The 13,006-nt window shown below is 64.4% G+C and carries 11 protein-coding genes; 5 read left to right on the forward strand and 6 right to left on the reverse strand.

Annotated elements, in window-relative coordinates; translation table 11 throughout:
• Positions 1-63: 63 nt before the first annotated feature.
• Complete coding sequence (locus DOM54_RS18525) at positions 64-1,080, reverse strand: 1-aminocyclopropane-1-carboxylate deaminase (protein WP_110601351.1); 1,017 nt, start codon at positions 1,078-1,080, stop codon at positions 64-66.
• A gap of 189 nt (positions 1,081-1,269) precedes the next feature.
• Here DOM54_RS18525 and DOM54_RS18530 point away from each other — a divergent pair, with 189 nt between their 5' ends.
• From DOM54_RS18530 to pnp, 5 genes are all read left to right on the forward strand, one after another.
• On the forward strand, positions 1,270-1,761 hold the full coding sequence (locus DOM54_RS18530; RefSeq protein ID WP_110717745.1) for an Lrp/AsnC family transcriptional regulator: 492 nt from the start codon (positions 1,270-1,272) through the stop codon (positions 1,759-1,761).
• 159 nt (positions 1,762-1,920) lie between these two features.
• Complete coding sequence (kdgD, locus tag DOM54_RS18535) at positions 1,921-2,838, forward strand: 5-dehydro-4-deoxyglucarate dehydratase (RefSeq protein WP_110717746.1); 918 nt, start codon at positions 1,921-1,923, stop codon at positions 2,836-2,838.
• A 105-nt stretch (positions 2,839-2,943) separates the two neighbouring features.
• Positions 2,944-4,299 carry an enolase C-terminal domain-like protein gene (locus tag DOM54_RS18540; RefSeq protein WP_110717747.1) on the forward strand — a complete coding sequence of 452 codons (1,356 nt, stop codon included), beginning with the start codon at positions 2,944-2,946 and terminating at the stop codon, positions 4,297-4,299.
• 238 nt (positions 4,300-4,537) lie between these two features.
• Positions 4,538-6,115: an aldehyde dehydrogenase (NADP(+)) gene (locus tag DOM54_RS18545; protein ID WP_110717748.1), complete on the forward strand. Its 1,578-nt coding sequence runs from the start codon at positions 4,538-4,540 to the stop codon at positions 6,113-6,115.
• A gap of 217 nt (positions 6,116-6,332) precedes the next feature.
• Positions 6,333-8,462 carry a polyribonucleotide nucleotidyltransferase gene (pnp, locus tag DOM54_RS18550; protein WP_162619927.1) on the forward strand — a complete coding sequence of 710 codons (2,130 nt, stop codon included), beginning with the start codon at positions 6,333-6,335 and terminating at the stop codon, positions 8,460-8,462.
• A 65-nt stretch (positions 8,463-8,527) separates the two neighbouring features.
• Here the strand turns inward: pnp and DOM54_RS18555 are convergent, their stop codons facing one another.
• From DOM54_RS18555 to panB, 5 genes are all read right to left on the reverse strand, one after another.
• Positions 8,528-9,553: an acyltransferase family protein gene (locus tag DOM54_RS18555; protein WP_110717750.1), complete on the reverse strand. Its 1,026-nt coding sequence runs from the start codon at positions 9,551-9,553 to the stop codon at positions 8,528-8,530.
• Between the two features lie 163 nt (positions 9,554-9,716).
• Positions 9,717-10,673 carry a type I pantothenate kinase gene (gene coaA, locus DOM54_RS18560; RefSeq protein ID WP_162619928.1) on the reverse strand — a complete coding sequence of 319 codons (957 nt, stop codon included), beginning with the start codon at positions 10,671-10,673 and terminating at the stop codon, positions 9,717-9,719.
• A 49-nt stretch (positions 10,674-10,722) separates the two neighbouring features.
• Positions 10,723-11,211 carry a GNAT family N-acetyltransferase gene (locus tag DOM54_RS18565; protein ID WP_110717752.1) on the reverse strand — a complete coding sequence of 163 codons (489 nt, stop codon included), beginning with the start codon at positions 11,209-11,211 and terminating at the stop codon, positions 10,723-10,725.
• A complete protein-coding gene (gene panC, locus DOM54_RS18570) occupies positions 11,204-12,082 on the reverse strand; it encodes a pantoate--beta-alanine ligase (protein ID WP_110717753.1) in 879 nt (292 codons plus the stop codon). The genes DOM54_RS18565 and panC overlap by 8 nt, the downstream gene beginning before the upstream one ends.
• A complete protein-coding gene (gene panB / locus DOM54_RS18575) occupies positions 12,082-12,873 on the reverse strand; it encodes a 3-methyl-2-oxobutanoate hydroxymethyltransferase (protein ID WP_110717754.1) in 792 nt (263 codons plus the stop codon). The genes panC and panB overlap by 1 nt, the downstream gene beginning before the upstream one ends.
• Positions 12,874-13,006 lie beyond the last annotated feature (133 nt).

Consider the following 13,006-nt stretch of genomic DNA (forward strand, 5'->3'; position numbering starts at 1 on the left):
ATACCAAGCGGGAATCCGGCGACGGATCACGCCGCCGGGTTCCCGATTCCACCGGCGTCATGTTCAGCCGCGAGAGAACCACTCACTGTAGGCGCTCAATGCCGGCGCGCCACCCAGGTGAGCATAGAGGACCTTGGCGCCGGCGGGGAATTCGCCCAGACGAACTTTCTCGATCATGCCGTGCATCGACTTGCCTTCGTAGACCGGGTCGGTCAGTACGCCCTCGAGCCGCCCGCAGAGCCGAATCGCTTCCAGCGTGCCGTCGTTGGGCAGGCCGTATTCCGGATAGCCGAACCGCGTATCGAGCACCACGTCGTCGGCGGTGATCGGCTGGCCGAGCTCCACCAGCTCGGCGGTGTGCTGGGCGATGCGCACAATCTGGGCATGGGTCTGCTCCGGTTTGGCGGAGGCATCGATGCCGATCACCTGGCGGGCTCGACCGTCGGCGGCAAAGCCGACCACCATGCCGGCCTGGGTGCTGCCGGTGACCGAGCAGACCACGATGTAGTCGAAGGTGAAGCCCAGCTCGCGCTCCTGCTGGCGCACTTCCTCGGCGAAGCCGACGAAGCCGAGCCCGCCATAGGGATGCTCCGAACAGCCGGCGGGAATCGGAAACGGCTTGCCGCCCTTGGCCCGAACGCTCTCCATCGCGCGCTCCCAGCTTTCGCGGATGCCGATATCGAAGCCGGCCGGATCGAGGCGCACGTCGGCGCCCATGATCCGCGACAGTTCGATGTTGCCGACCTTGTCGTAGCTGGCATCGTGATAGTTGACCCAGTTCTCCTGCACCAGCACGCAGTCGAGCCCCAGGTGGGCAGCCACGGCGGCGACCTGACGGGTCTGGTTGGATTGGATGCCGCCGATCGAAACCAGGGTGTCATAGCCGCCCTCGAGCACTTCCGGAATCAGGTATTCGAGCTTGCGGGTCTTGTTGCCGCCGAAGGCGAGTCCGCTGTTGCAGTCCTCGCGCTTGGCGTAAAGCTCGACCTCGCCGCCGAGATGCTCGCTCAAGCGCTTGAGCGGGGTGATGGGAGAGGGGCCGAATGTCAGCGGATAGCGAGCGAACTTGTCGAGTTTCATGGGAGCTCCGGCTGTTGTTGTGGGATCGTGGAGAGGACTCGATCTATCCTAGAGCGAAACGTCTTGCAGCGCGTTGCAAAGTAGAATGGGTAAACGGTTAAAAAGTCATCGATACCGGGGAAGTAAAGGGTTAAATTTCGAGTGTATGGAAAAAAGAGAAATTAAATTAACAAGAGGTAGGTCCAAGCCATGGCCCAGATCAGCGGTGATGCGGGCGTATCACTGGATCGAATCGATCGCCAGATCCTCGAACAGCTTCAGCGCGATGCCTCGATCTCCAACGTTGCCTTGGCGGAGCGTGTCAGTCTCAGTCCGCCTGCCTGCTTGCGACGGGTCGAGAGGCTCAAGCAGCAGGGGATCATCAAGGGGACGGTGGCGTTGCTCGATACCGGCAAGCTCAACGTTGGCATGGTGGTGCTGATCGGCGTCGTGCTGGATCGCTCGACCCCCCAGTCGTTTGCCGATTTCGAAGCGGCCGCGCAGCACATTTCGGGGTGTATGGAGTGCCACGTCGTAACCGGCGAGTTCGACTATTTTCTGCTGATCCGCACGCGTGACAACCAGAGCTTCAATCGACTGCATGCCGAGCAGCTCATCTATCTGCCTGGGGTGCGTCAGATCCGATCTTTCATGGGCCTGCGCGAGGTACTGTCGACGACGCAGTTGCCGTTCGCGAAATGAAGCGAGGCAATGACGTTCATCTAAGGTCTAACGGCATTGTAGTATGATGTATGACAATATCGGAATCACCATTTCGTAGCCCATGTTTCCTCGATCGAGGCACAGCGGCTGGACGACTGAGTGACCGATTTACGTTAACCCACGATGAGGGGAGCCAAGGTGAATTTTTCCAAAGAAGCGGTTGTTGCCTCTATCAAGGATGGCCTGCTGTCCTTCCCGATGACCGATTTCGATGCCAATGGCAAATTCGACGCCGACAGCTACCGCCGTCGCCTGCTGTGGTTGAAGGAGTACGAGGTCTCCGCCCTGTTCGTGGCTGGCGGTACCGGTGAATTCTTCAACATGACGATCGAGGAGTATCGCGAGATCGTCACGATCGCGGTGGAGACCATCGGCGGACACGTGCCGATCATCGCCAGTGCCGGGCAGAGCGCCGAACTCGCTAAGGCGCACTGCAAGGCCGCCCAGGAAGCGGGTGCCGACGGTATTCTGCTGATGCCGCCGTACCTTACCGAGTGCCCGCAGTCCGGCATCGTCGAGTATGCCGCCAGCGTCTGTGAATCCACCGACCTCAGCGTGATCTACTACAACCGCGCCAACGGCTATCTCACGGTCGATGGTGTCCAGGCGCTGGCCGACCGCTGTCCGAACCTGGTCGGTCTCAAGGATGGCAAGGGCGACATGCAGGCGCTCAACATCATCATCAAGACACTGGGCGATCGCCTGGCCTACGTCGGCGGCGTACCGACGGCCGAGATCATCGCCGAAGCCTACCTCGCCATCGGCGTCAGCACCTATTCGTCGGCGGTCTTCAACTTCGTGCCGGAGATGGCGGTCAAGTTCTACCGTGAGCTGCGCCAGGGCAACCGCGATTTCGTACGCCAGGCGACACGTGAGTTCTTCATTCCGTTCGTCACCCTGCGCGACACCCAGAAAGGCTATGCCGTAAGTCTCATCAAGGCGGGCGCCGACCTGGTCGGTTACCCGGGCGGCAACGTGCGTGCACCGCTGACCATGCCCAGCGAGCAGGAGCGAGCCACGCTCAAGCAACTGATCGAGAAAGCGCGCACGCTCTGAGCGACACACTCCTGTGGACCTTTCATCGAGCCGAGAGCGGCCTGTGGCCGACTCGGCGCCGCCAGCCTGGTTCCCCTGTGTTCATCGCCTCGACGGAGACTTCCTATGCCGAGCCACGGCACGCCAACCATCACGAACATGAAGGTGATTCCGGTCGCCGGCCGGGACAGCATGCTGCTCAATATCGGTGGCGCCCACTCGCCTTGGTTCACCCGCAACCTGGTCATCCTCGAGGATAGCGCCGGGCATGTCGGCGTGGGCGAGGCGCCTGGCGGCGATACCATCCAGCAATCCCTGGAGCAGGCGCGACCGCTGGTCGTGGGGCAGCCCATCGGCAAGCTGCGATCGATGGTGGCATCGCTGCACTCCGCTGGTCGCGGTGCCGATTTCGAGGATTTCGGCCAGGGCTCCTGGACCTTCGAACTGCGCGTCAACGCGGTGGCTGCACTAGAGGCGGCAATGCTCGACCTGTTTGGCAAGTTCCTCGATGTACCGGTGGCCGATCTGCTGGGTGAGGGCAGACAGCGCGACAGCGTCGAGGTCCTGGGCTATCTGTTCTTCGTCGGCGACGGCCAGAAGACACCGCTCGGTTATCGCGAGCGCACCGAGGGCAGTGACAACGGCGATCTCGGCCACGAGTGGTATCGCCAGCGCGACATGGCATCGATGACGCCAGCGCGCGTCGTCGAGCTCGCTCGCGCCGCCCAGGACCGCTACGGCTTCCGCGACTTCAAGCTCAAGGGCGGTGCGCTGCCGGGCGAGCAGGAGATCGAGGCCGTCACCGCGTTGCACGACGCCTTCCCCGAGGCGCGAACCACCATCGATCCCAACGGCGCCTGGTCCCTCGACGAGGCGGTCCGGCTGTGCAAGGACCTGCATGGGGTCATCGCCTATGCCGAGGATCCCTGTGGCGCGGAGCAGGGCTTCTCGGGGCGCGAGATCCTGGCCGAATTCCGCCATGCCACCGGGTTGCCGGTGGCGACCAACATGGTTGCCACCAACTGGCGCGAGATGGCCCATGCGCTGATGTTGCGCTCGGTGGATATCCCGTTGGCCGATCCGCACTTCTGGACGCTGTCCGGCGCGGTGCGCGTCTCCCAGCTGTGCCAGGACCACGGCATGACCTGGGGTTCGCACTCCAACAATCACTTCGATATTTCGCTGGCGATGTTCGCCCAGGTCGGGGCGGCGGCCGTCGGCCGCACCACGGCGCTGGATACGCACTGGATCTGGCAGGAGGGCGATGCCCGGCTGACCCGCAATCCGCCCCGGATCGTCGATGGCAAGGTCGCGGTGACCGATGCGCCCGGCCTGGGTATCGAGATCGACATGGCCGAGGTCGAGCAGGCCAATGCGCTCTATCGCAGCCTGCCGGCCGGGGGTCGCAACGATGCCATGGCGATGCAGTACCTGATCGAGGGCTGGCAGTTCGATCCCAAGCGGCCGGCGCTGGTTCGCTGAGACGAGGTGACTGCGCCCGAATCCGGGGTCTAGGCTTAGCCTTTAGTCCTTAGCCCTTAGTCGCAAACGCCACTCTATCGGCAGCCGTGCTGCTAGGCTCTCGAGGTTCCGTTGCGATCCTCGATGCCAGGGTGCGTACGAAAAAGCCGCCATCAGGGCGGTTTTCGTAAGCGGCCTGGTGTGCTGATCCGGCCGCGGCCGTCAGCGAACGCACGACCATTCTCACGCAGGAGGCAACATGAAACTGACAGGTGAAATGCTGATCGGCCAGCAGGCCGTCAAGGGTAGCCGCGATCCGATCCAGGCGATCAATCCGGCCACCAACGAGCGCCTCGAGCCGAGTTACCCCGGTGGCACTCAGACCGAGGTCGATCGTGCCTGCGAGCTGGCCTGGAGCGCCTTCGACAGCTACCGCGAAACCTCGCTCGAGGATCGGGCCAAGTTCCTGGAAACCGTGGCCGACGAGATCGAGGCGATCGGCGACGCGCTGATCGAGCGTGCCGTGGCCGAGTCCGGCCTGCCCCAGGCACGCATCCAGGGCGAGCGCGGCCGTACCTGCGGCCAGCTTCGTCTGTTCGCCAAGACCGTGCGGGCCGGCGAGTGGCTCGACGTGCGTGTCGACCCGGCGCTGCCGGATCGCCAGCCGCTGCCGCGGGTCGACCTGCGCCAGCGTCACATCGCGCTGGGCCCGGTCGTCGTCTTCGGCGCCAGCAACTTTCCGCTGGCGTTCTCCGTGGCCGGCGGTGATACCGCTTCCGCCCTGGCCGCCGGTTGCCCGGTCATCGTCAAGGCCCATGGCGCCCACCCCGGCACCAGCGAACTGGTGGGGCGTGCCATCCAGGCCGCGGTCAAGCAGTGCAGCCTGCCGGAAGGTGTCTTCTCGCTGATGTACGGCTCCGGCCGTGAAGTCGGTACCGCGCTGGTCACCGATCCGCGCGTCAAGGCGGCGGGTTTCACCGGTTCGCGCAGCGGCGGCCTGGCACTTTGGAAGGCGGCCCAGTCGCGTCCCGAGCCGATCCCGTTCTACGCCGAGATGAGCTCGATCAACCCGGTATTCCCGCTCCCTGCGGCGCTGAAAGCGCGGGGCAAGGAGATGGGCAAGGCGTTCGTCGGGTCGCTCAACATGGGTGCCGGCCAGTTCTGCACCAATCCCGGGCTGGTGATCGCGCTCAAGGGGCCGGAGCTGGACGCCTTCGTCGAAGCGGCCAGCGAAGCGGTCCGGGACAGCGCTGCCCAGACCATGCTCACGCCGGGCATCTTCGAGGCCTACGAGAATGGCGTCAGCACCCTGGCGGGGAGTGGCAAGGCGAAGGAAGTGGCGCGCGGTCAGAAGGGTGAAGGTCCCAACCAGTGCCAGACCGGGCTGTTCGTGGCCTCGGCGCAGGACTTCCTGGACAGCGACGCGCTGCAGCAGGAGGTGTTCGGCTCGACGTCGCTGGTGGTCGAGTGCGCCGATGCCGCCGAGCTCGAGCGGGTCGCCGAGCATCTGGAAGGCCAACTGACGGCGACGCTGCAGATGGACGACGCCGACCTGGAGGCCGCCCGCGCACTGCTGCCGATCCTCGAGCGCAAGGCGGGCCGGGTGATGGTCAACGGCTGGCCGACCGGGGTGGAAGTGTGCGATGCCATGGTCCACGGCGGTCCGTTCCCGGCGACATCGGACTCGCGCACCACCTCCGTGGGCACCGCGGCGATCTTCCGCTTCCTGCGTCCGGTCTGCTACCAGGATCTGCCGGATGCGCTGCTGCCGGCAGCGGTCAAGCAGGCCAATCCGCTGAAGCTGCGACGCCTGGTCGACGGCAAGCGCGAAGCGTAAGCCGCCATCGCCGTGGCCGGGTCACCGCTCGGCGACTCGGCAGTGCCAATCCCAGGACCCCTGCTCTCGAGCGGGGGTCCTGCGTTTCGGACGGCCTCTCCTCGTGCCGGGGAGGATGGGACCAAGGTCGCCCACCGGTAGCTCTATCCCGCTCGAAAGCCTAGAATGAGCGCCGAGTCAAACGACCCCAATGAATTCGACAAGTAAAGGAAAGCCCGTGAATCCGGTTCAGACCACGTTCCAGTACGGTTCGAGTACCGTCACCCTAGAAACCGGGCGCGTTGCGCGCCAAGCCACCGGCGCTGTGCTGGTTACCATGGACGACACCGTGGTGCTGTGTACCGTGGTCGGACGCAAGGATCTCAAGCCCGGCCAGGACTTCTTCCCGCTCTCCGTGCACTACCAGGAGAAGACCTACTCCGTGGGCAAGATCCCGGGTGGCTTCTTCAAGCGTGAGGGCCGTCCGACCGAGAAGGAGACGCTGACGTCGCGTCTGATCGATCGTCCGATCCGTCCGCTGTTTCCGAAAGGTTTCATGAACGAAGTGCAGGTCATCTGCACCGTGCTCTCCGCCGACCGCAACCAGGATCCCGATATCGCCGCGATGATCGGTACCTCCGCCGCGCTGGCGATCTCCGGCCTGCCGTTCAGCGGTCCTATCGGGGCGGCGCGCGTCGGCTTCACCGAATCGCGCGGCTACTTCCTCAACCCCACGGTGGAAGAGCTGGCCACCTCCGAACTCAACATGGTGGTGGCGGGTACCGACAAGGCCGTGCTGATGGTCGAGTCCGAGGCCCAGGAGCTGACCGAGGACGAGATGCTGGGCGGCGTGCTCTACGCCCACCAGGAGATGCAGGTCGCGATCGACGCGATCAAGTCGCTGGTCGGCGAAGCGGGCAAGCCGAAGTGGGATTGGCAGCCGGCCGCCGCCAACGTCGCGCTCAAGGAAGCTGTCGCCGGCAGTTTCGAGTCCGCCGTGGGTGAAGCCTATCGCATCACCGACAAGATGGCGCGCCAGGATGCGCTGGCCGAGATTCGCGCCAAGGCGATCGAGCAACTGGCCGGCGGCGACGCGCCGCAGTTCAGCGCCGATGAAGTCGGCGGCGCCCTGGCCAGCCTCGAGAAGCACACCGTGCGGCGTCGTGTCATCGCCGGCGAGCCGCGTATCGATGGCCGCGATCACAAAACCGTGCGCCCGCTGGACATCAAGGTCGGCGTGCTGCCGCGTACCCACGGTTCGGCGCTGTTCACCCGTGGTGAAACCCAGGCCGTGGTCATCGCCACCCTGGGCACGCTGCGCGATGCCCAGTTGATCGAATCGCTGGAGGGCGAGCGCAAGGACCGCTTCCTGCTGCACTACAACTTCCCGCCGTACAGCGTCGGCGAGGCCGGTTTCATGGGCGGCCCCAAGCGTCGCGAGATCGGTCATGGCCGCCTCGCGCGACGTGGTATCCAGGCGATGCTGCCCAGCGAAGATGCCTTCCCCTACACCATCCGCGTGGTCTCCGAGATCACCGAGTCCAACGGTTCCAGCTCGATGGCGTCCGTCTGTGGCTCCTCGCTGGCGCTGATGGATGCCGGCGTACCGATCAAGGCGCCGGTGGCCGGTATCGCCATGGGCCTGGTCAAGGACGACGACGGTTTTGCCGTGCTGACCGATATCCTGGGCGACGAGGATCACCTCGGCGACATGGACTTCAAGGTGGCCGGTTCCGCCAATGGCGTGACCGCACTGCAGATGGACATCAAGATCGAGGGCATCAACGAGGAGATCATGGAGACGGCGCTGCAGCAGGCGCACCAGGCGCGTATCGAGATTCTCGACAAGATGAACGCCGTGATTGCCGAGAGCCGCAACGAGGTTTCCGATCACGCCCCGGCGATGCAGACGATCAAGATCTCTCCGGACAAGATCCGCGACGTCATCGGCAAGGGCGGCGCGACGATTCGCGGCATCTGCGAGGAGACCGGCGCGTCGATCGACATCGACGATGACGGCACCGTTCGCATCTATGCCGAGGATCGTGCCGCGGCCAAGCGCGCCATCGACACCGTGCTCGGCATCACCGCCGAAGCCGAGATCGGCAAGCTCTATCGCGGCAAGGTGGTGCGTCTGGCCGACTTCGGGGCCTTCGTCAACTTCATGCCGGGTACCGACGGCCTGGTGCACATCTCCCAGATCGTGCCGGAGCGCGTCAACGACGTGAAGGAGTACCTGAGCGAAGGCCAGGAAGTGACGGTCAAGGTGCTCGACATCGACAACCGCAATCGCGTGAAGCTGTCGATCAAGGAGATCACCCCGGAAGAGAAGGCTGCCTTCGAGGCATCTCTCGTTACCGAAGAGTGATCCGTCGGCGGTAACCGCCAACGCCCGGTCTGCGCCATGCAGGCCGGGCGTTTTTCATGGGCGGCTCATGCCGCGGCGGCCAGGGGGCGTGGTGCCGGCAGGTGTCGCTTGAGCTGACGGGAGAGCTTCTTCTCCACGAGCTCGTAGCTGAGCCAGGAACAGAGCGCGATGACGGGCAGGCAGATCGCCAGCGCCAGGTAGGGGGGCAGGCCGAACTGCTCGGTCAGCACGTAGTTGCCCGACCACAGCACGATCACATGCAACAGATAGGTGGAGTAGGACCAGTCTCCCATCGCCTTGAACACCCGGTTGTTGCCGATACGGGTTTCCATCCCGATGAAAGCGACCACCAGCAGCGCGCTCGGTAGTCCCCAGGCGAGGAATCGCAGCGCCCCGGACGGGTCGTTGAAATGGAGGATCGTGGCGCTGCTGGCCAGCGCCAGCGCGATTGGCCACCAGCGTCCCTCGGGCATGCCGTAGCGTCTGTAGAGAGCGCCGATGCCCATGCCCAGCAGGAATTCGAAGATGATCGGGTCGGTGTAGAAGTTGCTGATGAACGGCTGGTGGGCAAACAGCGTGTTGATGATCACGATCGCCAGCACCACGCTCCACAGCCGCCATTCGCGCTTGAGCATCAGCGAGGCAGCGAAGACCACGTAGAACAGCATCTCGAAGTTCAGCGTCCAGCCCACCGGCAGGATCGGATAGTAGCCATAGCCGGCGGGATTCTCCGTGGGCAGGAAAAACAGCGACATGATCAGGCCCTTGAGACTCAGGCCGTACTCAGGCATGACATTGCTGGTGAAGTAGATGATCGCGGCGGTGACCAGCGTATAGAGCCAGTAGGCGGGGACGATCCGGACCAGCCGGTGCAACAGGAATTGCGGCATCGTCAGCCGCTTGCCACGGCTGGAGACGTAGATGATGAAGCCACTGATGACGAAGAAGATATCCACACCCACCTGGCCGCGAGTGGAGAAAAGGTACTCGACCCAGTTATCCGCCTCGAAGCTGAAGAAGACCTGCATGAAATGGTGGAAGACGACGATCCATGCCGCCAGGGCGCGTAACGCCTGTACAGAAATGAGCATCCCTCGGAGTCCTTGCCCGGAAGTCTAAGACGCTTCTTGAGAAGGATGGATGCCGGAAAAGTTCGACGCTATTACCCAAAATTACAAAACGCTGTTTTTATCTGCGGTGTGTCGCGCGGGAATCGTGGCGCGTCACCGCCGGCACACGTGGTGCGATCATGATTCACAGCTTCCGCAATGCCACCTGCTCCACCAGATGATCGCGGCCCTTGCGCAGGATGAGATCGGCGCGGGGGCGCGTGGGCAGTATGTTCTCGCGCAGGTTGCGGCGATTGATGTCACGCCACAGCCCCTCGGCGATCTCGAGCGCCGCTGCCTCGTCGATCTGGGCATAGCGGTGGAAGAACGAATCGGCGTTCTGGAAGGCAGTCTGTCGCAGCAGCTTGAACCGTTCCAGATACCAGTCGTGGATATGGGCTTCCTCGGCGTCGATATAGATCGAGAAATCGAAGAAGTCGGAGACGAACGGCACCATCTTGCCGTCTTCCGGCAGGTCGCGGACCTGCAGCACGTTGATGCCTTCGACGATCAGGATGTCGGGGCGGTCGACGATCTGGTATTCGCTATCGCGCACGTCGTAGGTCAGGTGCGAGTAGAGCGGTGCCCGCACGTTGCGTGCGCCGGCCTTGATCCACGACAGGAAGCGCAGCAGGGCACCGATATCGTAACTCTCCGGGAAGCCCTTGCGGGCCATCAGCGCCTTGTCGCGCAGCGTGGCGTTGGGATAGAGGAAGCCGTCGGTGGTGACCAGGTCGACCTTGGGGCTCGATGGCCAGCGCGCCAGCAGCTCCTTGAGGATGCGCGAGGTGGTCGATTTGCCCACCGCGACGGAGCCCGCGATGCCGATGATGAACGGTGTCTTCTGGGTGTCGTCGATGTCCAGGAAGCGTTTGCGCTGGGCGTAAAGCCGCTGGCTGGCTTCGACATAGGAGGAGAGCAGGCGTGACAGTGACAGGTAGATCCGGCGCACCTCGCCCAGGTCGATCGGGTCGTTGAGCGAGCGCAGTCGCTGCAACTCCTCCGCCGACAGTGTCTGCGGCGTATCGGCTCGAAATTCGGCCCACTGCTCGGCCGTGTAGAACTGATACGGGGAGAAGGGATCCGGTCTCAATTGATTCATCGTTTCTCTTTCACTGTCGAACCGCCGCGTGGTCGTTACGCTGCAGGGGCTAGGGGAGGTCATTGTCGACATTCGCGACAAATTGTCTCAGTTGCATGGGGCGAATGCCACGCGAATCGGCGCTGCCGCATTCGGTGAAGCCCAGTCGCCGGTAGAGGTCGATCGCCGTCCCGTTGTCGGTGAAGACGTTGAGTGTGACGCGCTCGGCGCGACGCTGCCGGGCTTCATCCAGCAAACGACGACAAAGCGCTTCGCCAAGCCCCTGACGTCTGCGCGCTGGCGACACGATGATGCGGGCCAGGTGATAGTGGCGCTCGCCTTTGACGACGAGCTGGCCGAAGGCGAGGGGTTCGCTGCCGGAGACGAGGCAGAACGAGAGCAAGCCGCCGCCGTCGATTTCCCGCCACAGCCTGGGGCCATCCGTCGGCCACGACAGACCGGGGCCTGCCCAGTGCTCCAGCGCCTGCGCCGACCCGATCCATTCGGCGATGCGGACGAGGTCCGTCGGCAGCGCCGGGCGCCAGCGGGCATCAGCCATGGCGGTCGCCGGTTCCGGATCGCCGTGGCAAGGAGACGGCCAGGTTGTCGATCAGTCGCGTCGAGCCAAGATAGACCGCCCCCAGCAGGCGGCCTTCGGTATGCCGAGCGACATCGAACGGGGCCAGAGCGGGCCCGCGGATCTCCAGGTAGTCGAGCCGAAAACCGGACGCCTGCAGCGCCTGCCTGGCCTCAGCCAGCGCGTCGTCGGGTGACTGGCCACTGGCCAGCGCCTCGCGGCAGCGCGACAGCTCCCGGTGGAAGGCGGGCGCCAGAACCCGGTCGTCGGCACCGAGATAGCCGTTGCGCGACGACAGCGCGAGGCCGTCCTCGGCTCGAACGGTCGGCACGCCGACGATCTCGATCGGGAAATGCAGGTCGGCTACCAGCTTGCGGATGACCGCCAGCTGCTGGAAATCCTTCTCGCCGAAGCAGGCGATGTCCGGCTGCACCAGGTGAAACAGCAGCGAGACCACCGTGGCGACACCATCGAAGTGACCGATGCGGGTGCCGCCGCAGAGCCCTTCGGAGACGTCCGGCACGTGGACCTGGGTCTGCGTCTCGAGTCCGCCGGGATAGAGTGTCTCGACCCCGGGGGCGAAGAGCAGGTCGCAGCCTCGCGAGGTCAGCTTGTCACGGTCGCTGTCGAGGGTGCGCGGATACTGGCCGAAGTCCTCGCCGGCGCCGAACTGCAGCGGGTTGACGAACAACGTGGCAACGACCACGTCGGCGAGCTCCCGGGCCCGATCGACCAAGGCCAGGTGGCCGGCATGGAGATTGCCCATGGTTGGCACCAGGGCGATGCGCCGCCCGGCCATTCGGTGTGCCTGCAGGGCCTCTCGCAGCGGCGCGATCTCATGCAGTGTCCGCATCAGAAACAGTGCTCCTCGGCCGGGAAACGGCGGGACTTGACCGCTTCGTCGTAAGCGCGGAACGCCGCCTCGATACTCTCCTGGCCGTGGAGAAAATTCTTCACGAAGCGTGGCACATAGCCACTGTTGAGCCCCAGCGTGTCATGCATGACCAGGATCTGCCCATCCACGTCCGGACCGGCACCGATGCCGATGACGGGGGCGGCGACGGCGTCCCGGACCGCTTTGCCCACGGCCCTGGGCACGCACTCCAGCAGGATGACGGCGGCGCCGGCATCGACCAGTCGCTGGGCATCGTCGACGATGCGCTGGGCCGCATCGGCGGCCTTGCCTTGAACCTTGAAGCCGCCGAGCTGGTGGACGCTCTGCGGAGTCAACCCGAGATGGGCGCAGACCGGAACGCCTCGGCGGGTGAGTTCGCGGATGCCGTCGGCCATCCAGGCTTCGCCCTCGATCTTGATCAGTTCAGCGCCGGCGCGCATCAGTTCACCCGCATCGCGCAGCAGTTGACCGATATCGGCGTTGCTCATGAACGGGAGATCGACCATCAGCAGGCTTCGCTGCTTGCCCCGCGCCACGCAGGTGGTGTGATAGCGGATATCTTCCAGGGTGACTGGCAGGGTGCTGGTGTGTCCCTGCAATACCATGCCCAGCGAATCGCCGACCAGCAGCACGTCGATACCGGCGGCATCGGCGCAGCGCGCCAGCGTGGCATCATAGGCGGTCAGGCAACTGAACGCCTCGCCGCGGGCCTTGCCGTCGCGCAGCGTGTTGAGGGTAACGCGGCTCATGCTCTCTCTCCCAATCGCGCCGGGCGCTGCTCGCGCCGGCGTTGACGAAGGCTCCGTCCTGCGGCTTGCGACCAGGGCGCGAGCCCATTTCATCATGCCCGACGGGGCGATGCGGAGCAGAGTGTAGTGAGTT

This window comes from Salinicola acroporae (assembly GCF_003206615.1).
Classification (GTDB): Bacteria; Pseudomonadota; Gammaproteobacteria; order Pseudomonadales; family Halomonadaceae; genus Salinicola; species Salinicola acroporae.

What these genes read in the sequence shown, in the direction of transcription:
- DOM54_RS18525 (WP_110601351.1), bottom strand. Translation starts at nt 1,080, where the DNA reads ATGAAACTCGACAAGTTCGCTCGCTATCCGCTGACATTCGGCCCCTCT.
- DOM54_RS18530 (WP_110717745.1), top strand. Translation starts at nt 1,270, where the DNA reads ATGGCCCAGATCAGCGGTGATGCGGGCGTATCACTGGATCGAATCGAT.
- DOM54_RS18540 (WP_110717747.1), top strand. Translation starts at nt 2,944, where the DNA reads ATGCCGAGCCACGGCACGCCAACCATCACGAACATGAAGGTGATTCCG.
- DOM54_RS18545 (WP_110717748.1), top strand. Translation starts at nt 4,538, where the DNA reads ATGAAACTGACAGGTGAAATGCTGATCGGCCAGCAGGCCGTCAAGGGT.
- DOM54_RS18555 (WP_110717750.1), bottom strand. Translation starts at nt 9,553, where the DNA reads ATGCTCATTTCTGTACAGGCGTTACGCGCCCTGGCGGCATGGATCGTC.
- coaA (WP_162619928.1), bottom strand. Translation starts at nt 10,673, where the DNA reads ATGAATCAATTGAGACCGGATCCCTTCTCCCCGTATCAGTTCTACACG.
- DOM54_RS18565 (WP_110717752.1), bottom strand. Translation starts at nt 11,211, where the DNA reads ATGGCTGATGCCCGCTGGCGCCCGGCGCTGCCGACGGACCTCGTCCGC.
- panC (WP_110717753.1), bottom strand. Translation starts at nt 12,082, where the DNA reads ATGCGGACACTGCATGAGATCGCGCCGCTGCGAGAGGCCCTGCAGGCA.
- panB (WP_110717754.1), bottom strand. Translation starts at nt 12,873, where the DNA reads ATGAGCCGCGTTACCCTCAACACGCTGCGCGACGGCAAGGCCCGCGGC.